Source organism: Streptomyces sp. NPDC001401 (genome assembly GCF_042895385.1).
Lineage (GTDB): Bacteria > Actinomycetota > Actinomycetes > Streptomycetales > Streptomycetaceae > Streptomyces.
Genome location: NZ_JBIAWI010000001.1, coordinates 477,430 through 496,502, shown reverse-complemented (window position 1 = coordinate 496,502; position 19,073 = coordinate 477,430). Strand labels below are relative to the sequence as shown.

Here is a 19,073-nt window from a genome sequence, read left to right as displayed (position 1 = left end):
TGATCCACATGGAGCCGCTCCCCAACTCCCGCACGGAACCGGACGGTTCCGCCGTCATCCGAGTCCTCAGCTACAACATCCGCTCAATGCGGGACGACACTCAGGCCCTGGCCAGGGTGATCACCGCCTGCGCCCCCGACCTGGTCCTCATCCAGGAAGCCCCCCGCTTCTTCCGCTGGCGCAAGAAACTCTCCCGTCTGGCAGCGGCCTCCGGCCAAGTGATCCTCACCGGCGGCGCCACGGCCTCGGGCCCGGCGATCCTCTGCACCCTCCGGGCAACCGTCGAGCGGACCGAGGACGTCCTCCTCCCGCTCACCCCCGGCCTGCACCGCCGCGGCTTCGCCACCGCAGTGGTCGGTTTCGGCGGCGCCCGCCTCGGCGTGCTCAGCTGCCACCTCTCCCTGCAGGCGGACGAGCGGTACGAACAGGGCGGCATGCTCCTCGACCGCCTGGCCGGCCTCGGGGTGGAGCACGCGATCGCGGGCGGCGACCTCAACGACCGCCCCACGGGCCGCACCTTCAGCCGCCTCGCCGACGGGCTGCAGGACTGCCGGGCCACGGCCCCCTGGGGCAGCGAGTACACCTGGACGCCCCCGAACCCGTACCAGCGGATCGACGCGATCTTCGCCACCAAGGACATCGAGGTGCTCGGCTGCGGCGTCCCGCTCGGCCATCCCGGGGTGACGGAGGCAGACCTGAGGGCGGCCACGGACCACTTTCCGGTCCTGGCCGCCCTCAAGATCCCTGCCGGCGACATCCCTGCCGGTTAGACGACGGCTCCGCGCCCCGGATCGTCGTCGTCCTCGTCGTCCGTCTTCATCCGCATCACCAGCGTGGCGAAACCGCCCAGGAAGCCGCCGATGCCGAGCGTGGCCAGCCACCAGGTCATGTCCCAGCTGAGCAGCACCGCAAGCAGGAGCAGGATCGGGCCGCCGATCACCCCCAGCCAGGCGAACTTCGCCGTCGCGTCGGCGGTGGGCAGCGGCGGCGGCTCCGGCGGTACGAAGTGGCCCTCGTCGTCCTCGTCGAAGTCGTCCTCGGACGGCTCGGCGGCCGCGTAGTCGCGCGGGCCGACGCCGGGCGCGAAGGAGACGGAGCCGCCCAGGGGCCCCTTGGGCTTCTCCTGCTTCGGCGCGTCACCCTCGGAGTCGTCGTTGGTCTCCGGCTCGGGCAGCGCCAGGTCCTCGACCGACTTGAAGGGCTTGGTGCCCGGCGGGTCCTTCGGCTCGTCGCCGTAACCGGCGACGATCGCGGCCCACGCGGCGTCCTCGTCGAAGGGGACGCCCTGCTCCTCCGGCTCGCGGTCCTCGCGGTCCGAGTCGTGCTCAGCCACCTGCGGCCGTCCCTTCCTTGCCGACACTGGGTGCGAGCCGGCCGATGAACGCGAGGCTCTCTTCGAAAATCCGGTTCGCATCGTGGTCCAACGTCGCCACGTGGTAGCTCTGTTCCAGCAGGATCTCCGTCACGTCCCTCGACGAGACCCGGCCGAGGATCCGCGCCGAGTCGGCCGGCGGCACGACGTGGTCCTGCGGGCTGCGCAGGACCAGCAGCGGCTGTGTGACCTGCGGCAGTTCGCCGTCGACCAGCCGGAAGAAGGTGCGCAGGGAGTGCGCCGCGTGCAGCGGCACCCGGTCGTAGCCCAGCTCGGCGCTGCCCTCCTTCGCGATGTCGCTGGCGATCCCCTTCGTCGTCCGCACGAGATGGCGGGCCACCGGAAGGGCGTACGGGGAAAAGCCGTGCATGCGGTTCGCCGGGTTGACGACCACCACGCCGCCGACCGCCTCCCCGTGCTTCGCCGCCAGGCGCAGCGCCAGAGTGGCGCCCATGGACAGGCCGGCCACGAACACCTCGCTGCAGCGCTCGCGCAGGGACCGCAGCTCGCGGTCCACCTCGGCGTACCAGTCCTGCCAGCCGGTGACCTGCATGTCCTCCCAGCGGGTGCCGTGCCCGGGCAGCAGCGGCAGCGACACCGTGAGACCGTGCGCGGCGAGATACTCGGCCCAGGGGCGCAGCGACTGGGGGGAACCGGTGAAGCCGTGGCAGAGGAGGACGCCGACCTCCCCGCCCTCATGGCGGTACGGCTCGGCTCCAGGAAGGACCGGCACCTTCGGTCTCCTGTTCATGAGAGTGACGTGAAGTCCAGGTGCTTCACCGTACGCGACGGCACTGACACCGACCAGGGTCGTCGGCTCCTTTGACAGTGCTCCGGGTTAAGGTCTGATCGACGGAAACAGGAGGCACTCGGTTGTTGTACGGCACGATGAAGGTTGCCATCGGGGGACCGCTGAAGGTCGCCTTCAGGCCCTGGGTGGAAGGCCTCGAGAACATTCCGGCGGAGGGCGCCGCCATCCTGGCGAGCAATCATCTCTCCTTCTCCGACTCGTTCTTCCTGCCCGCGGTCCTCGACCGCAAGGTCACGTTCATCGCCAAGGCCGAGTACTTCACCACGCCCGGCGTGAAAGGCCGTCTGACGGCCGCCTTCTTCAAGGGCGTCGGCCAGCTCCCGGTGGACCGCTCCGGTGCGCGCGGCGCGGGCGAGGCGGCGATCAAGAGCGGCATGGAAGTCCTCGAGCGCGGTGAGCTGTTCGGCATCTACCCGGAGGGCACGCGCTCGCCCGACGGCCGCCTCTACCGCGGCAAGCCCGGCGGCCTCGCGCGCGTGGCGCTCGCCACCGGCGCCCCGGTCATCCCGGTCGCGATGATCGACACGGAGAAGATCCAGCCGCCGGGGAAGGTCATGCCCAAGCTGATGCGCCCAGGCATCCGTATCGGCAAGGCCCTCGACTTCGGCCGCTACCAGGGCATGGAGCACGACCGCTTCGTGCTCCGCGCGGTCACCGACGAGGTCATGTACGAGATCATGAAGCTCTCCGGCCAGGAGTACGTCGACATCTACGCGACCGCGGCCAAGCGGCAGATCGCGGAGGCGGCGAAGGCCGAGAAGGAACAGGCCAAGAAGGAACAGGCCAAGAAGGAGAAGTCCGGGGCCTAGGCTCTCGGTCGAGGGGGGTGGGGGACATGCCCAAGCGCGAGCGTGTCATCAGGATGTCGGTCGAGCAGCCGCTGTGGCGTGCGCTCACCGCGTACCGGGTGCTCACGATGCTGTACGCGGTCGGCCTGTTCGCCACCGCCTACGACGAGTACGACCATGCGGGCATCGCCATCGTCTACTACGTCGTCCTGTTCGTGTGGACGCTCGCCACCCTGCCCCGCGTCCAGAGCGCGGTCGCCTGTACCAAGCGCTTCCTCGCCGTCGACCTCGCCATCGCGCTCACCGGCGTCCTCCTCACCCCGCTGGCCGCCAACGACCAGCACATCCAGAGCGGCGGCCCCACCCTGCCGTCGATATGGACCGCAGGCTCGGTCCTCGCGTACGCCATCAAGGGCGGCTGGCGCTGGGCCGCGTTCGCGTCCACGCCGGTTGCCGCCGCCAACCTGATCGAGCGCGGCCACCCGGCCCGCGACACCGTCCACAACGTGATCCTCGTCTGGGTCGCCTCCATCGCCATCGGCTACGTCGTCGAGGTCGCCCGCGCCTCCGAGCGCACCCTCGCCCGCGCCCTGGAGATCGAGGCCGCGACCAGGGAGCGGGAGCGGCTGGCCCGCGACATCCACGACGGTGTGCTGCAGGTGCTGGCCATGGTGCAGCGGCGGGGCGCGGTTCTCGGCGGCGAGGCGGCCGAGCTGGGCCGGATGGCCGGCGAGCAGGAGGTCGCGCTGCGCACCCTGGTCTCCGGCGGGCTGGTGCCGGTCTCCCGGGTGTCGGAGGACGCCGCCGAGGGAGCGGTCGTACGGGCCGTGGAGGAGCCGTCGTACGACGAGGACGGGCCGGTGGACCTGCGGGCGCTGCTCGCCCCGTACGCCTCCGCGAAGGTGAGCTTCGCCGAACCGGGAGCCGCCGTACTGCTGCCCAGGGCCGCCGCGAAGGAGCTGGCCGCGGCCGTCGGCGCCGCCCTGGACAACGTGCGCAAGCACGGCGGCGAGCACGCGCGCGCGTGGATCCTCGTCGAGGACGAGCCGGGCGAGGTCGTGGTGACCGTACGGGACGACGGCCCCGGCATCCCCGAGGGGCGGCTCGCGCAGGCCGAGGGGGAGGGGCGGCTCGGTGTCGCCCTGTCGATCCGGGGCCGGCTGCGCGAGCTCGGCGGCAGTGCGGAACTGATCTCGGTGCCCGGGCAGGGCACGGAGGTCGAACTGAAAGTACCGAAGGACGCGAAGGACCCACGGGGCAAGGCGGGGCGACGATGACGGATTCCACCATCGAGCAGCAGGGGCGGATCAAGGTCATGGTGGTCGACGACCATCCCATGTGGCGCGACGCCGTCGCCCGCGACCTGGCCGAGTCCGGCTTCGACGTGGTCGCCACCGCGGGCGACGGCGACCAGGCCGTGCGCCGCGCCAAGGCCGCCGCCCCCGACGTGCTCGTCCTCGACCTCAACCTGCCCGCCAAGCCCGGCGTCCAGGTCTGCAAGGAGCTCGTCGGCCACAACCCTGCGCTGCGCGTCCTCGTGCTGTCGGCGAGCGGGGAGCACGCCGACGTCCTGGAGGCCGTGAAGTCCGGAGCCACCGGCTATCTGCTGAAGTCGGCGTCCACCGACGAGCTGCTGGACGCGGTGCGCCGCACGGCCGTCGGCGACCCGGTGTTCACGCCGGGCCTGGCCGGACTGGTCCTCGGCGAGTACCGCCGCCTCGCCTCCGAGCCCGCGCCCGCCCCGGACACCGACCAGCCGGGCGCCCCGCAGCTCACCGACCGCGAGACCGAGGTGCTGCGGCTGGTCGCCAAGGGCCTGAGCTACAAGCAGATCGCCGAACGCCTGGTCATCTCCCACCGCACGGTCCAGAACCACGTCCAGAACACCCTGGGCAAGCTCCAGCTGCACAACAGGGTGGAGCTCGTCCGGTACGCCATAGAGCGCGGACTTGACGACGAGTAAACCAACCGCCCGCTGATTCACCGGAATTGCCCTTCCCGCCCATCCCTCTGTGACCTGGATCACCATTAGCGTGGCTGTCACCAGGCAACTGCGGCGAAGGGACATTTCCATGCGGGTCGGAGTACTGACCGGAGGCGGCGACTGCCCCGGACTCAACGCCGTCATCCGGGGCATCGTCCGCAAGGGCGTGCAGGAGTACGGCTACGACTTCGTCGGCTACCGGGACGGCTGGCGCGGACCGCTCGAAGGCGACACCGTGCGCCTCGACATCCCCGCGGTGCGCGGCATCCTGCCCCGCGGCGGCACCATCCTCGGCTCCTCGCGCACGAATCCGCTGAAGCAGGAGAACGGCATCCGCCGTATCAAGGAGAACCTCGCCAAGCAGGAGGTCGAGGCGCTCATCGCGATCGGCGGCGAGGACACCCTGGGCGTGGCGGCACGCCTCACCGACGAGTACGGCGTCCCGGTCGTCGGCGTACCGAAGACCATCGACAACGACCTGTCCGCCACCGACTACACCTTCGGCTTCGACACCGCGGTCGGCATCGCCACGGAGGCCATCGACCGCCTGCACACCACCGCCGAGTCGCACATGCGCGTCCTGGTCTGCGAGGTGATGGGCCGGCACGCCGGCTGGATCGCCCTCCACTCCGGCCTCGCGGGCGGCGCCAACGTCATCCTCATTCCCGAGCAGCGCTTCGACCTGGACCAGGTGTGCGCCTGGATCACCTCCCGCTTCAAGGCCTCGTACGCCCCGATCGTGGTCGTGGCGGAGGGCGCCATGCCGAAGGACGGCGACGTGGTCCTCAAGGACGAGTCGCTGGACTCCTTCGGGCACGTGCGCCTGTCCGGCGTCGGCGAATGGCTGGCGAAGGAGATCGAGAAGCGCACCGGCAAGGAGGCCCGCACGACCGTCCTCGGCCACATCCAGCGCGGCGGCACCCCCAGCGCCTTCGACCGCTGGCTCGCCACCCGCTTCGGCCTGCACGCCATCGAGGCAGTCCACGACGGCGACTTCGGCAAGATGGTCGCCCTGCGCGGCACCGACATCGTCCGTGTCCCGATCGCGGAGGCCACGGCCAAGCTGAAGACGGTGGATCCGGAGCTGTACGAGGAGGTCGGGGTCTTCTTCGGCTGACGGGATCCGCACCGGCGCGCGGGTTATGGGCCGTATATTCGGCCCATAACCCAACAGAACGGGAGCCGTTTCGTGGAAATCCTGGCCTTCGGCGTGCAGGCGGACGAGCAGCCCCTGATCGAGCGTGCCTTCCGCGGCCACCACGAGGTCCGCTGCCTGGACGTCTTCCTCAACGAGGACACCGCCCCCATCGCGGCCGGCTACGAGTGCCTCTCCACCAGCGTCAACGCCGAACTCGGCGCGCGCGTCCTGGAGGTCCTCTCGGCGGGCGGCACGCGGATGATCGCCCAGCGTTCCACCGGCTTCAACAACATCGACCTCAAGGCAGCCGAGCGCCTCGGCATGACGGTCGCCCGGGTCTCGTACTACTCGCCGTACTCGGTCGCCGAGTTCGCCTGGACCCTTGCCATGGCCGTCAACCGCCGCATCGTGCGCGCCTCCACGCGCACGCGTGACTTCGACTTCCGCCTCGACGGCCTGATGGGCCGCGACATGCACGGCCGCACCGCCGGCGTGCTCGGCACCGGCAAGATCGGCGAGGCGTTCACCCGGATCGCCCACGGCTTCGGCATGCGGCTGCTCGGCTGGGACGTCGCAGAGAACCCCGTCTGTATGGAACTCGGCATGAAGTACGTCCCCAAGGAGCAGTTGCTCGCCGAGTCCGACCTGGTCACCCTGCACGTCCCGCTGATGCCGCAGACCCAGCACCTCATCGACGCCGACGCCCTCAAGTCGATGAAGGACGACGCGATCCTGGTCAACTCCAGCCGCGGCGGCCTGATCGACACCGCGGCCCTCGTCGCCGAACTGCGCGAGGGCCGCTTCACGGGTGTCGGACTGGATGTCTACGAGGCGGAGGCGGGGCTCTTCTACGTCGACCGGTCCCTGGAGGCGATCGAGGACGACACCCTGGCCCGTCTGGTCACCTTCCCGAACGTCCTGGTCAGCTCCCACCAGGCGTACTACACCGAGGACGCCGTCGGCCAGATCATCGACGCCACGGTCAAGAACGTCCTCGACTACAAGACCGGCCGCCGCTCCGAGAACGTGCTCGTCCCGCGCAGCTGACCCACCAACTCCCGTACGACGTCAGCGCCGTTGAGCGTCAGGACCGACTCCGGGTGGAACTGCACGCCGACGAAGCCGGGGCCCCGCACGGCATGGACCTCGCCGTTGCCGGCCCGGCAGATCTCGACGTCGTGCGCGGCCAGCTCCCCGGCCGCCTCGTCGTCGCAGCGCGCCACGAAGCTGTTGTAGAAGCCGACGGTCTCCGTCCGTCCGAACAGCTCGATCGTCGTCTGCGCTCCCTGGTACGGCACTTCCTTGCGCACGATCTCCAAGCCCAGCTCGGCCGCGATCAGCTCGTGCCCGAGGCAGACACCGAGGACGCCGTGCCGGTGCTCACGGATGACCCGCGCCGTGAGGTCCCGCAGGAACCGCATCTTGGGGTCGTCCAGGTCGGACGGGTCCCCGGGGCCGGGGCCCAGGACGACTGGCCCCTCGTGTGCGAGCACGGCCTCCCGCAGCCCGGGTTCGTCGTAGCGCCTGACGGTCACCTCGAGCCCGCTCGACCGCAGTACATGCGCGAGCATCGCGGTGAAGGTGTCCTCCCCGTCGACGACCAGGGCGTGTCCGGTGAGCTCCGCACCCTTTTTGGGGGCTTCCTGCATCCGCAGCCAGAAGGGGGCCAGCGAGGCCCGGCGCCCGTCGAGCGCTGCACGCACGCGTGGGTCGTCGGCGAGACGCACGCGCGCGTGCTCCTCGCGCGGCCGTGACGGACGTACGCCCAGGGCCGCCAGCACACCCGCCGCCTTCGCATGCGTCTCCGCGACCTCGCTCGCCGGGTCCGAGCCGCGCACCAGGGTGGCGCCGACCGGCACCCGCAGCCGCCCGTCCGCGGCGATGTCGGCGGTGCGGATGAGGATGGGGGAGTCGAGGGTCTGTGCGCCGCCGGAGTCCCGGCCGAGGAGCGCCAGAGCGCCGGCGTAGTAGCCGCGCCCGCCGACCTCGTGCCGCTCGATGACCCGGCAGGCGTTCTGCACGGGCGAGCCGGTGACGGTGGCCGCGAACATGGTCTCCTTCAGCACCTCCCGCACATCGAGCGTGGACTTCCCGCGCAACTCGTACTCGGTGTGCGCGAGATGGGCCATCTCCTTCAGCCGCGGGCCGACGACGACCCCGCCCATGTCGCCGACGGTGCACATCATCTTGAGCTCCTCGTCGACGACCATCGACAACTCCTCGATCTCCTTGCCGTCGGCGAGAAAGTCGAGCAGGTGATCGGCGGTCGGCCCCTCGGCGGGATATCGGTACGTCCCGCTGATCGGGTTCATGACGACAGTGCCGCCGGACATCCGGACGTGCACCTCGGGGCTGGCACCGACCAGGGTCCGCTCCCCGGTGTGCACGACGAACGTCCAGTACGCCCCCCGCTCGCCCTCCAGCAGCCGCCGGAACAGCGCGAGGGCGTCCCTGCGGGAGAACCCCGGGATCCCGCCCTCGTACGTCCGCCGGATCACGAAGTTGGCGCCCTCGCCCCGCCCGATCTCCTCCCGCAGCACCCGCCCGACGATCTCGCCGTACTCCTCGTCGTCGACGTCGAATCCGCCGCCCTCCACGCGCACGTCGTGCGCCGGGAGCTGCGCGAGGGCATCGGCGAGCGGGATCTCGTACGACTCCTCGGGGGTGAGGAAGGTCAGTGGCGTCCCGTCGTCGCGGACATCGAAGCCGCGTTCGCGGATCTGGCGGAAGGGGACGAGCGCGAGGCCCTCGTCGGGGAGGTCGGCGAGGCGGTCGTACGTCGTGACCGGGCCGAGGAGCAGCTCGACCGTGTGCTCGTCGTGGCCGGAGGTGCGGCGGCGGAGCAGGGCGAAGGGGCGGGGGTCGTGCAGGAGCCGTACGAGATCCATGGTTCCTCTTCCGTCGATGTCGACATCGGTATTGGTGAGGAACGACCCCGGAAACGCCGAAGGCCGCCCCTCGGGCGGCCTTCGCGAAGTCTTGCGTACGCGCAGTCAGTGGGCCGCCGGATGAGCGGTCCACCACCAGTTCTGGGTCGAAAGCGCGAACATGGCAGGCACCCTACCCGATGCGGTGGTGCCGGAGGTGCCAGCGCAGCCAGCGGCGCAGCCGGGAACGCCAGTCGGTACGCCACTTCTCGACATTGGGGTGGTCGGGGTAGATGAGACCGTGCTCACGCACATGGACCTCGTCGAAGCCCCGTAGGTCGGCCCACGTCACCACTTCCTGCATGCTTGCGAAAATTCCCACCTGTTTGCGCGCCTCGACGATCGAATTTGCGGTGACTAGGGAAACGTCGCACCAGTGTGCAATCAGTTCCGCTGATGCCTTGTTGAGGTCGACCAGCCCGCCGTCCGGCGGGTCCGTCATGGTGTTGTGCCGAGGCTCGAGTTGTTCGACATGCATTTGATGGGCTGTCTGGGGTTTCAGAGCCACCAGTTTCCGGACGTTGTAACGCTGTTCCCATTTGTTGCGATGCTTGAATTCCTCGGTCCCGAGCCGGCGCTGTGTGTACGCGAGATCGCGCAGCCGCGCCGCCCGCCCCGTCGAGACCGCCAGGCCCAGCAGGATCACGCTCCATCGCAGCTCCCCGACGGGCGCGAAGACGACGGCGAAGAAGCCGGCGACCCCCGCAGCGGCGAACGCCGCACCCTCCCGGCGCAACCGCCGCCACCCCAGCACCCGGGCCGCATGGAATACCGGAATTGCACCCAGCAGCCAGCCGAACGGGATGGTGACGAGGAAATACCAGCGGCCGTCCTGGCTCAAGTACCGGACGACGTCCCAGAATTCCACGCTCCGCTTTTTCACCCGTGTTCCCTTCGCGACCATGGGGAGCCGATGTTTGGTGCGGGGAATGTAGCGCCCGCCCTCGAATCGCAGAAGTCGGGAATTCGTGCAGGAAAGTTGAAGGCCGGATTTCGGTACGGAACGCGCCCCGCGGGATCGTTTCGGCAACATCCGTTGCGGTACCTCGGTAAATTGGCCGATTCCCGTCCCGGCCTCACGGCCCCACCGGTCGTCCCTCACGGCTCACCGGCCGTCTCACTTGCTGGGCGGCGGGTCATGCCGCGGACACGACCCCGTAATGTTTACGGGGTGACCGTGAACGCTAAGACCAGCGCGAGCGCTGGCAACACCTGGCGAGACCTGCCCGCGGCGCAGCAGCCCGAGTACCCCGACACCGAGGCTCTGCGCGCAGTGATCGCGGACCTCGAGTCGTATCCGCCGCTCGTCTTCGCGGGCGAGTGTGACCAGCTGCGCGCCCGGATGGCGGCCGTCGCCAAGGGAGAGGCGTTCCTCCTCCAGGGCGGCGACTGCGCCGAGGCCTTCGACGCGGTGTCCGCCGACCACATCCGCAACAAGCTCAAGACCCTGCTGCAGATGGGCGCCGTGCTGACGTACGCCGCCTCGGTGCCGGTCGTGAAGGTCGGCCGGATCGCCGGCCAGTACTCCAAGCCGCGTTCCAAGGGCACCGAGACGCGCGACGGCGTGACGCTGCCGACGTACCGCGGCGACTCGGTCAACGGCTTCGACTTCAACGAGAAGGCCCGGGTCCCGGACCCCGAGCGCCTGAAGCGGATGTACAACGCGTCCGCCTCCACGCTCAACCTGGTGCGCGCCTTCACCACCGGTGGGTACGCGGACCTGCGCCAGGTGCACGCCTGGAACCAGGACTTCGTGAAGTCCTCCCCGTCCGGTCAGCGCTACGAGCAGCTGGCCCGCGAGATCGACAACGCGCTGAACTTCATGCGGGCCTGCGGCACCGACCCGGAGGAGTTCAAGACCGTCGAGTTCTACTCCTCGCACGAGGCGCTGCTGCTCGACTACGAGTCGGCGCTGACCCGCGTGGACTCCCGCACCGGGCAGCTGTACGACGTCTCCGCGCACATGGTGTGGATCGGCGAGCGCACCCGGCAGCTGGACGGCGCGCACATCGAGTTCGCCTCGAAGATCCGCAACCCGATCGGCATCAAGCTCGGCCCGACGACGACGGCCGAGGATGCGCTGCAGTACATCGAGCGTCTCGACCCCGACCGTGAGCCGGGCCGGCTGACCTTCATCGTCCGCATGGGCGCCGACAAGGTCCGCGACAAGCTCCCCGAGCTGGTCGAGAAGGTCACCGCCTCCGGCGCCACCGTGGCCTGGGTGACCGACCCGATGCACGGCAACACCTTCGAGGCGGCCTCCGGCCACAAGACCCGCCGTTTCGACGACGTGCTGGACGAGGTCAAGGGCTTCTTCGAGGTCCACAAGGGCCTGGGCACCCACCCGGGTGGCATCCACGTCGAGCTCACCGGTGACGATGTCACCGAGTGCGTGGGCGGCGGCGACGAGATCTTCGTCGACGACCTGCACCAGCGCTACGAGACGGCCTGCGACCCTCGCCTGAACCGCAGCCAGTCCCTTGACCTGGCGTTCCTCGTCGCGGAGATGTACAGGGACCAGTGACGGGGGCACCTGTTACAGGAACGTGAATGGGGCGCGGATCACATACGATCCGCGCCCCGCTCCACTTTTGCGGCTCCCGAGCGACGGGTAAGGTTAGGTTAGCCTCACCGATCAAGAGGACACTCGGTAAATCGGTACGGCACGACTTATCGATCCCGGCGGGAGGTGAACCGCGTGTTCGTCTGTAGTTGCTTCGGCATTACAGAGCAGCAGGTCAAGAAGCACGCGGAGGACGGTGCCTGCACCCCCCGCCAGATAGCGTCCGCCTGCAAGGCGGGCACGGACTGCGGTTCGTGCGTACGCAGGATTCAGGCGCTGCTCGGCAGGGATGCGTGCCCGCGCCGGGAACTGGCCGACCGGGGCAAGCCGGTGCTCTCGGAGATCGCGGACCTCGATGAAGCCGCTTAGCTCTCCGGCTGCTCGATCAGCTGCGCGATGTAGAGCGCCTCGCCGAGCTTCTCGACCAGTTCCAGCTGGGTGTCGAGGTAGTCGATGTGGTGCTCCTCGTCCTCGAGGATCGACTCGAAGATGTTCGCGGACGTGACGTCGCCCTTCGTGCGCATGACGTCGATGCCGCGCTTGAGCCGGTCGATCGCCTCGACCTCGATCTGCCGGTCGGCCTCGAACATCTCCTTGACGGTCTGTCCCACGCGCACGTGGAAGAGCCGCTGGTAGTTCGGGAGCCCCTCCAGGAAGAGAATGCGGTCGGTGAGCACCTCCGCGTGCTTCATCTCGTCGAACGACTCGTGCCGCGTGTACTTGGCGAGCTTCGTCCAGCCGAAGTTCTCCTGCATCTTCGCGTGCAGAAAGTACTGGTTGATCGCGGTCAGCTCGCCGGTGAGCTGCTCGTTGAGGAATTCGATGACCTCGGGGTCGCCCTGCATCGCAGAGGCTCCTTCCAAGCGGGGGGAACTGGCAGGTTGCGCCGCATGATTGCACCGGCGGCGAAGATCGTCCAGTAAGTCTTCGCTTAGTAAGTAAGTGCATGCTTAGTGGTGATTGCCCCGGTTTGACGGGGCTGGTCAAGTGCACCGTCCGAGGTCTGTCAGGATGGAGTCATGGGTCAGCCGGTGGAGCGTGAATCGGGAGAACGCGATTCAGGAGGAGCAGTACAGTCCGAGCTTCCCCCGGGGCAGCGTCTGCAGCGCGGCTGGCCGGTCACGCATTACGGACCCGTCCCCAAGTTCCGCCCGGAGCGCTGGGAGTTCAGGGTCTTCGGCGCCACCGCGGACGGCGAGAAGCACTGCTGGACCCATGAGGAGTTCACGGCTCTGCCGTACACCACCGTCGTCGCCGACCTGCACTGCGTCACGAAGTTCAGCATGCTCGGCGCCGAGTGGGGCGGCATTCCGGCCCGTACGATCCTGCAGATCGCGCCGCCCGCACCCGCGGTCACCCATGTGATGGTGTGGGCCGAATACGGATTCAGTTCGAACCTCCGCCTGGCGGATTTCGCGTCCGAGCGGACCATCTTCGCCACCCACAAGGACGGCGAGCTGCTGACGGCGGAACACGGCTTCCCGCTGCGTCTCGTCGTGCCCCATCTGTACGCCTGGAAGGGCCCCAAGTGGGTGCGCGGCGTGGAGTACATGACCGCCGACCGCCGTGGCTTCTGGGAGGAACGCGGCTACCACAACGTCGGCGACCCGTGGAAGGAACAGCGCTACTCCTACCAGGAGGAGCCCGGGGACGGCCCCGAGCTCTGACTCCCGGCGTCTTTCGTGCACGTCAGTGGTACTGGTGCACCACCGCATGGCCCGCGCCGCGTCCGATCATCCACTTGTTGACGGGCGTCGTCACCACGAAGGCGAGCGCGAGCGAGATCGCGAGTGAGCCCCAGAAGAGCAGGTCGGAGAGTTGGGCGTCCATCGCGTCCGGCCACAGGACGATCACGCCGTTGTCGATCAGCTCCATCACGGCGATGGACAGGGTGTCGGCGGCCAGCGCCACCCGGAAGGCCGTACGGAAGCCGACGCCGGCCCGCAGCACTCCGCGCAGCGTGAGCGAGTAGCCGAAGAAGAACGCCAGGACGATGGCGAGGATCGTCGTCGGGACGTTTGCCCAGCCGAACGCCGTGCCGATCACCATGCCCAGCACCTCGCCGATGGCGCAGCCGGTGAGGCAGTGGAGGGTCGCCTGGGCGGCCATGCTCCAGGTGGCGGCCGGCGGGTGATGGTGTGCGTGTGCGTGCGTGTGTGCTTCTGCCTGTGCCTCGTGCTGCATGACTGCCCCCACTGTCAGGTAACGGTTCCTGCACCGAGCAGGAACCGTATACCCCCTCGGGGTATTCCGGGACGGGTCGGCGGGCTATGAATCACGCAGTTTCTTCAGGCGCTCCACGTCCGCCGCGTGCCCCTCCTTGCCGCCGGGCGTCTCGATGATCAGCGGTACGCCCTCGGTCGCGGGGTGGGTCATCAGCGCCCGGAAAGGGTCCTCGCCGATGTGGCCGGCGCCGATGTTCTCGTGCCGGTCCTTGTGCGCGCCCACCACGTCCTTGGAGTCATTGGCGTGGATCAGCTTCAGCCGGCCCTCGCCGACCGTGTCCACCAGCAGATCGAGGGTCTGGTGCATGCCGCTCGGGCCGGTCAGGTCGTGGCCGGCCGCGAAGATGTGGCAGGTGTCCAGGCAGACGCCCAGCTTCGGATGGGCGTCCAGGGCCTCGAAGTACGGCCCGAAGTCCCAGGTCCGCGAGCAGAGCGAGGCGCCCTGCCCGGCCGTCGACTCCAGCAGCAGGAACGGATCGTCGTCGTGGGTGAGCTCGTCCAGCAGCGGCAGGAGGTGCTCCCGTACCTGCTTCAGGGCCACGGACCGGTCCCGGCCGCCCGTCGCGCTGCCCGTGTGCACGACCACGCCGAGCGCCCCGATCTCCCGCCCGCGCCGCAGGGAGTGCCGCATCGACTCCACGGACTTCTCCACGGTCGCCTCGGTGTGCGAGCCGAAGTTGATCAGGTACGGGGCGTGGACGTACGCCGGGATCGACTCGGCCGCGCACACCTCGCGGAACTCCTCGTCCTGCCGCGGATTGCCGGCGGGCGTGGCCCAGCCGCGCGGGTTGGCGACGAAGACCTGCACGGTCTCGGCCTTCAGGTCGTGGGCGTAGGACAGGCCGACGGAGTGGAGACCACCGGCCACGGGGACGTGGCCGCCGACGGGGTTGCGGGACAGCTGACTTTTCACCCGTTCAGGGTGTCATGCGGTACGACCCGCTCCGTCACCGGATCTTGATGGTGATCGTCGACCCCTTGGGTGCCGTCTGGCCGCCCTTCACGGACTGGTTCTTGACGGTGTCGCCGAACAGGCCGAGCAGACCGCGGTCCTCGTCGACCTTGAAGCCGGCGCCCTCGAGCGCCTTGTGCGCGTCGTCCACGCTGTCGCCGGTGACGTCCGGGACCTCGATCATCTCCGGGCCCTTGGACAGGGTCAGCGTCACCGTGTCGCCGTCGGCGGCCTGGCTCTCGCCCGCGGGCGTCTGCGCGGCGACCTGGCCCTTGTCGTACTCGGAGTTGATCCGCTCGGAGGCGACCTTCACCGTCAGGCCGGCGTCTTCCAGGTCGGCCGTCGCATCCTGCAGGTCCTCACCCGTGACGTCCGGGACGTCCACCGGGCTGCCCTTGCTGACGACCAGCGCGATCGCCGAACCCGCGTGCCGCTTGGTGCCCGCCTCCGGAGCCGTGGAGATCACGGAGCCCTTGGGGACGTCGTCGCTGAACTCCCGGGTGACCATGCCCGGCTCGAGCCCGGCCTTCTTCAGCAGGGCCCTCGCCTCGGCGAGCGGCCGGCCCGGCAGGTCGGGCACCTGCACGGTCTGCGGACCGTCGGAGATGGTCAGCGCCACGGACGAGTTGTCGCGGATGCGGGTGCCGGGCGCGGGGTCCGAGGTGATGACCGTGCCCCGCTTCACGGTGTCGCTGTAGGCGTGCTTGATCTTTCCGAGGTCCAGCCCGGCGGCGCTCAGCTGCTTGCGGGCCTCGACCTGGGTCTTCGACAGCACCGGCGGGACCTTGGTGAACTGGCCGGAGTTGATGTACCAGACGCCCGTGCCCACCCCGAGGATCAGCAGCACGGCGACGACGACCGCGAGCGGACCGCGCCGGGAGCGTGCGCCGCGGCGCCGCGACGGCAGCGGCGGGGGTGTCTCCAGCAGGCTGGTGCGGTGGATCCCGTCCTCGTCCTCGTTCACCGGCAGCGGGCGCGGCACGGTCAGCGCGCGCGGGATCACGCTCGTACGGTCCTCGGAGATGTTGCGGTGGTCCGCGGCGACGGCCTGCGGCGGCACCGCGTCCAGCTGGTCCTGGCCGAGCGCGGCGCGCACCTCGCGAGCCTGCGCGAGCAGCGCCACCGCGTCCTGCGGACGCAGGTCGGGGACGCGCGCGGTCGCCGACGCGACCAGCCGGTCCAGGGGGTACGCCAGCCCCGGCACGGCGGCCGACGGGGGCGGGACGTCCTCGTGGATGTGCTTGTAGAGGACGGTGGCCGGGGAGTCCCCGCTGTGCGGGCGGTCGCCGGTCAGCATCTCGTACAGGACGACACCGCACGCGTACACGTCGACCCGGGTGTCGGCCGTGCCGTGCTCTATCTGCTCGGGAGCGAGGTAGGAGACGGTGCCGAGGACGGTTCCGGTCGTGTTGGTGACCGTGTCCACGGACCGCACCAGCCCGAAGTCGGCGACCTTGACCCGGCCGTCGTCCCCTATCAGCACGTTCTCCGGCTTCATGTCCCGGTGCACGAACCCGGCGCGGTGCGCGGCGCCGAGCGCGGCGAGCACCGGCTCCAGGATGTCCAGGGCGGCGCGCGGCTGCAGTGCCCCGCGCTCGCGCAGCACGTCGCGCAGGGTGCACCCGGCGATGTACTCCATGGCCAGGTAGACGTACGACCCGTCGGTGCCCTGGTCGAAGACCTGCACCACGTTCGGGTGCGCGAGCCTTGCGACGGACTTCGCCTCGCGGATGAACCGCTCGACGAAGGAGCCGTCGGCCGCGAGCGTGGGGTGCATCACCTTGAGCGCGAGCACGCGGTCGAGGCGGGTGTCCACGGCCCGGTAGACCGTGGCCATCCCGCCGACCGCGATGCGCGCGTCCACGCGATAGCGCCCGTCGAGCACCTGCCCGACCAGTGGGTCCTGAAGGGTCGTGTCCACGCAGGTGAGTGTACGAGCCGCGACTGACAGGGCTGCCGGATCCGTCAGGATCGGGGCGGTACTGCAGCCGAGCTGTGACGGACGTCGCACCGACGCTCGGATCTTGTCGAACGCGCGTTCAGAATGCGGGGCGTTCGGGATCCAGGTGTGCGCGCCCCTCGTGGGGCGAGGACGCCTCCGCGAAGTGGCGGCGCGGAATGCGGCCGGCCCGGTACGCGAGCCTGCCCGCGTCCACCGCGTGCTTCATGGCCTCCGCCATCAGCTGCGGCTCCTGCGCCCGCGTCACCGCTGAGGCGAGCATCACACCCGCGCACCCCAGCTCCATCGCGAGCGCGGCGTCCGAGGCCGTACCGGCGCCCGCGTCCAGGATCACCGGTACGCGCGCGTGCTCGGTGATCAGCTGGAAGTTGTGCGGGTTACGGATGCCGAGCCCGGAGCCGATGGGCGAGCCGAGCGGCATGATCGCCGCGCAGCCGACGTCCTCCAGCTTGCGGGCCAGCACGGGGTCGTCGTTGGTGTACGGCAGCACGGTGAAGCCGTCGTCGACGAGGGTCTCGGCCGCGTCGAGCAGTTCGATCGGGTCGGGCAGCAGGGTGCGCTCGTCGGCGATGACCTCGAGTTTGATCAGATCGGTGCCGAGCGCCTCGCGCGCGAGGCGGGCGGTGAGGACGGCCTCGCCGGCGGTGAAGCAGCCCGCCGTGTTCGGCAGCACGCGGATGCCGAGCTTCTCCAGGACGGAGAGCACGGAACCGTGCACAGAGGGGTCCACGCGCCGCATGGCAACCGTCGTCAGCTCCGTGCCGGAAGCCACCAGCGCCCGCTCCAGCACGTCGAGGCTGGGGGCGCCGCCGGTGCCCATGATCAGGCGGGACGCGAAGGACGTACCGCCGATGACAAAGGGGTCGTCGGCCATGGTTCAGCCTCCTTGGACGGCGGTGAGGACCTCGACGCGGTCCCCCTCGCTCAGGGACGTCGACGGCCACTGCACGCGCGGGACGACGGTTTCGTTGAGGGCGGCGGCCACTCCGGAGGGGGCCGGGGTCAGCGCGCGTACGACGGTGTCGAGAGCAGTGCCGGAAGCGAACTCCCGGGGCTCTCCGTTGACGGAGATGTTCATGCGGGCTGCTCCAGGAGCGCGAAACGCTTGGGGGTGAACGGGCGGGCCTCGTCCGGGAGTTCACCGGTGGCCAGGGCGTGCGCCATGGCGTCGCCGGTGACCGGGGTGAGCAGCACGCCGTTGCGGTAGTGGCCGGTGGCCAGCAGCAGTCCGGGGAGCTGTGTCGGGCCGAGGAGGGGTGCGTTGTCCGGGGAGCCGGGGCGCAGTCCCGCACGCGTCTCGGTCAGCGGCAGTTCCGTGATCCCGGGGACCAGCTCGTGCGCGTCGCGCAGCAGCTCGTACACCCCGCCCGCGGTGACCGTCGTGTCCCAGCCCAGCTCCTCGCTGGTCGCGCCGATGACCAGCTCGCCGCTCTCGCGCGGCACCAGGTAGACATGGCTGCCGCGGACGACGGCACGCACGGTGCGGTTCAGGAACGGCGCGTACCGCTTGGGCACGGTCAGCCGCAGCACCTGCCCCTTCACCGGCCGCACGGGCGGCAGCACCTCGTCCGGGACGCCCGCGAGCCGCCCGCTGAGGCTGCCGCCGGCCAGCACGACCTGCCCCGCGCCCAGCTCGGTGCCGTCCGCGGTCGTGACCCCGGCGGCCCGCTCCCGTACGACGTGGAAGCGCTCGGCCCACACCCGGTGGAAGACCACGCCCGCCCGTTCGCACGCGGCCACCAGCGCGCGTGCCAGCCGCCGGGGGTCGATCTGGTGGTCGCCGTCCACCCGGAGGCCACCGCGCACGCCCGGCGCGAGCATCGGCTCCAGGCGCCGGCAGTCGCGGCCCGACAGCCACTCCGACTCCAGGCCCGACTCCCGCTGCAGGGCGTGCAGTTCGCGCAGGTGGGCGCGGTCGTCGGCGTCCAGGGCGACGGCGAGCGTGCCGCACTGGCGGTAGCCGAGGTCGTGACCCGTGAGGTCGGTGAGCTCGGCGGCGAAGTCCGGGTAGCGGCGGGCCGAGGCGAGGTTCAGGCCGAGCAGGGTCTGCTCGCCGTAGTGCAGCTCCGTGACCGCGGCCAGCATGCCGGCGGCCACCTGGGCGGCCCCGCCGCCCGGTTCGGGGTCCACCACGGCCGTGGCGAAACCGCGCTGCGCGGCACGCCAGGCCGTGACCAGGCCGATGATTCCGCCCCCGATGACGAGGACGTCTGACGTACGTGACGACATGGGCGTCCAGCCCCTCCCTTCGCCGGCATGACCCGGATCAGGTTCGTACGGTCGGAGGCCGCCAGCCTCCCTCTCAGCCCGGTGCGTCCGGGCTCCCGCGAGTGCTTGTACGTTGGCCACCCTA

The 19,073-nt window shown here is 70.0% G+C and carries 21 protein-coding genes and 1 riboswitch; of the genes, 9 read left to right on the top strand and 12 right to left on the bottom strand.

Translation table 11 applies throughout. From position 1 onward, the window contains the following. The first annotated feature begins 8 nt into the window (after positions 1–8). Entirely contained in the window at positions 9–770 is a 762-nt protein-coding gene (locus tag ACFY10_RS02315) for an endonuclease/exonuclease/phosphatase family protein (protein ID WP_390663137.1), read from the top strand. On the opposite strand, the gene ACFY10_RS02310 is transcribed toward ACFY10_RS02315, so the two are convergent. Then, entirely contained in the window at positions 767–1,333 is a 567-nt protein-coding gene (locus ACFY10_RS02310) for a hypothetical protein (protein ID WP_390663136.1), read from the bottom strand. The genes ACFY10_RS02315 and ACFY10_RS02310 overlap by 4 nt on opposite strands. Beyond that, positions 1,326–2,105 (bottom strand): alpha/beta hydrolase, encoded by a 780-nt coding sequence (locus tag ACFY10_RS02305; protein WP_390663135.1) that lies wholly within the window; start codon positions 2,103–2,105, stop codon positions 1,326–1,328. The genes ACFY10_RS02310 and ACFY10_RS02305 overlap by 8 nt, the downstream gene beginning before the upstream one ends. 155 nt (positions 2,106–2,260) lie before the next feature. Here ACFY10_RS02305 and ACFY10_RS02300 point away from each other — a divergent pair, with 155 nt between their 5' ends. From ACFY10_RS02300 to ACFY10_RS02280, 5 genes are all read left to right on the top strand, one after another. Then, the gene (locus tag ACFY10_RS02300) at positions 2,261–2,992 is read left to right on the top strand and encodes a lysophospholipid acyltransferase family protein (protein WP_390663134.1); all 732 of its coding nucleotides are present in this window, start codon (positions 2,261–2,263) and stop codon (positions 2,990–2,992) included. Between the two features lie 26 nt (positions 2,993–3,018). Further along, positions 3,019–4,248 carry a MacS family sensor histidine kinase gene (macS, locus tag ACFY10_RS02295; RefSeq protein WP_390663133.1) on the top strand — a complete coding sequence of 410 codons (1,230 nt, stop codon included), beginning with the start codon at positions 3,019–3,021 and terminating at the stop codon, positions 4,246–4,248. Next, a complete protein-coding gene (locus tag ACFY10_RS02290) occupies positions 4,245–4,934 on the top strand; it encodes a response regulator (protein WP_390663132.1) in 690 nt (229 codons plus the stop codon). The genes macS and ACFY10_RS02290 overlap by 4 nt, the downstream gene beginning before the upstream one ends. 109 nt (positions 4,935–5,043) lie before the next feature. After that, positions 5,044–6,072 carry a 6-phosphofructokinase gene (locus ACFY10_RS02285; protein ID WP_390663131.1) on the top strand — a complete coding sequence of 343 codons (1,029 nt, stop codon included), beginning with the start codon at positions 5,044–5,046 and terminating at the stop codon, positions 6,070–6,072. A gap of 72 nt (positions 6,073–6,144) precedes the next feature. After that, positions 6,145–7,140 (top strand): 2-hydroxyacid dehydrogenase, encoded by a 996-nt coding sequence (locus ACFY10_RS02280; protein ID WP_390663130.1) that lies wholly within the window; start codon positions 6,145–6,147, stop codon positions 7,138–7,140. On the opposite strand, the gene ACFY10_RS02275 is transcribed toward ACFY10_RS02280, so the two are convergent. From ACFY10_RS02275 to ACFY10_RS02265, 3 genes are all read right to left on the bottom strand, one after another. Further along, positions 7,092–8,981, bottom strand: a complete 1,890-nt coding sequence (locus ACFY10_RS02275; RefSeq protein ID WP_390663129.1) for an anthranilate synthase family protein — start codon at positions 8,979–8,981, stop codon at positions 7,092–7,094. The two genes, ACFY10_RS02280 and ACFY10_RS02275, sit on opposite strands and share 49 nt — an antisense overlap. A gap of 105 nt (positions 8,982–9,086) precedes the next feature. Beyond that, the gene (locus tag ACFY10_RS02270) at positions 9,087–9,143 is read right to left on the bottom strand and encodes a trp operon leader peptide (protein WP_078912442.1); all 57 of its coding nucleotides are present in this window, start codon (positions 9,141–9,143) and stop codon (positions 9,087–9,089) included. Between the two features lie 10 nt (positions 9,144–9,153). Beyond that, positions 9,154–9,924, bottom strand: coding sequence for a helix-hairpin-helix domain-containing protein (locus tag ACFY10_RS02265; protein WP_390663128.1), 771 nt, complete (start codon positions 9,922–9,924; stop codon positions 9,154–9,156). A gap of 267 nt (positions 9,925–10,191) precedes the next feature. Between ACFY10_RS02265 and ACFY10_RS02260 the strand changes: the two genes are divergently transcribed. After that, positions 10,192–11,544 (top strand): class II 3-deoxy-7-phosphoheptulonate synthase, encoded by a 1,353-nt coding sequence (locus ACFY10_RS02260; protein ID WP_390663127.1) that lies wholly within the window; start codon positions 10,192–10,194, stop codon positions 11,542–11,544. A 165-nt stretch (positions 11,545–11,709) separates the two neighbouring features. Next, positions 11,710–11,952: a bacterioferritin-associated ferredoxin gene (locus ACFY10_RS02255; RefSeq protein ID WP_390663126.1), complete on the top strand. Its 243-nt coding sequence runs from the start codon at positions 11,710–11,712 to the stop codon at positions 11,950–11,952. Here the strand turns inward: ACFY10_RS02255 and bfr are convergent. Further along, positions 11,949–12,428: a bacterioferritin gene (gene bfr / locus ACFY10_RS02250; protein WP_390663125.1), complete on the bottom strand. Its 480-nt coding sequence runs from the start codon at positions 12,426–12,428 to the stop codon at positions 11,949–11,951. The two genes, ACFY10_RS02255 and bfr, sit on opposite strands and share 4 nt — an antisense overlap. A 174-nt stretch (positions 12,429–12,602) precedes the next feature. Here bfr and ACFY10_RS02245 point away from each other — a divergent pair, with 174 nt between their 5' ends. Next, complete coding sequence (locus ACFY10_RS02245; protein ID WP_390663124.1) at positions 12,603–13,250, top strand: sulfite oxidase-like oxidoreductase; 648 nt, start codon at positions 12,603–12,605, stop codon at positions 13,248–13,250. Between the two features lie 22 nt (positions 13,251–13,272). On the opposite strand, the gene ACFY10_RS02240 is transcribed toward ACFY10_RS02245, so the two are convergent. The 6 genes from ACFY10_RS02240 to thiO form a co-directional block, all read right to left on the bottom strand. Beyond that, entirely contained in the window at positions 13,273–13,767 is a 495-nt protein-coding gene (locus ACFY10_RS02240) for a DUF4396 domain-containing protein (protein WP_390663123.1), read from the bottom strand. Between the two features lie 84 nt (positions 13,768–13,851). Next, positions 13,852–14,721, bottom strand: a complete 870-nt coding sequence (locus ACFY10_RS02235; protein WP_390663122.1) for a deoxyribonuclease IV — start codon at positions 14,719–14,721, stop codon at positions 13,852–13,854. Between the two features lie 34 nt (positions 14,722–14,755). Then, positions 14,756–16,681: a Stk1 family PASTA domain-containing Ser/Thr kinase gene (pknB, locus tag ACFY10_RS02230; RefSeq protein WP_390663121.1), complete on the bottom strand. Its 1,926-nt coding sequence runs from the start codon at positions 16,679–16,681 to the stop codon at positions 14,756–14,758. 118 nt (positions 16,682–16,799) lie between these two features. Beyond that, positions 16,800–17,594, bottom strand: coding sequence for a thiazole synthase (locus ACFY10_RS02225; RefSeq protein WP_390663120.1), 795 nt, complete (start codon positions 17,592–17,594; stop codon positions 16,800–16,802). Between the two features lie 3 nt (positions 17,595–17,597). Beyond that, a complete protein-coding gene (gene thiS / locus ACFY10_RS02220; RefSeq protein ID WP_390663119.1) occupies positions 17,598–17,798 on the bottom strand; it encodes a sulfur carrier protein ThiS in 201 nt (66 codons plus the stop codon). Further along, positions 17,795–18,949 (bottom strand): glycine oxidase ThiO, encoded by a 1,155-nt coding sequence (thiO, locus tag ACFY10_RS02215; protein WP_390663118.1) that lies wholly within the window; start codon positions 18,947–18,949, stop codon positions 17,795–17,797. Before thiO ends, thiS begins: the two co-directional genes overlap by 4 nt. Next, positions 18,947–19,058: riboswitch (TPP riboswitch) on the bottom strand. (Overlaps the previous gene by 3 nt.) Positions 19,059–19,073: the final 15 nt, after the last annotated feature.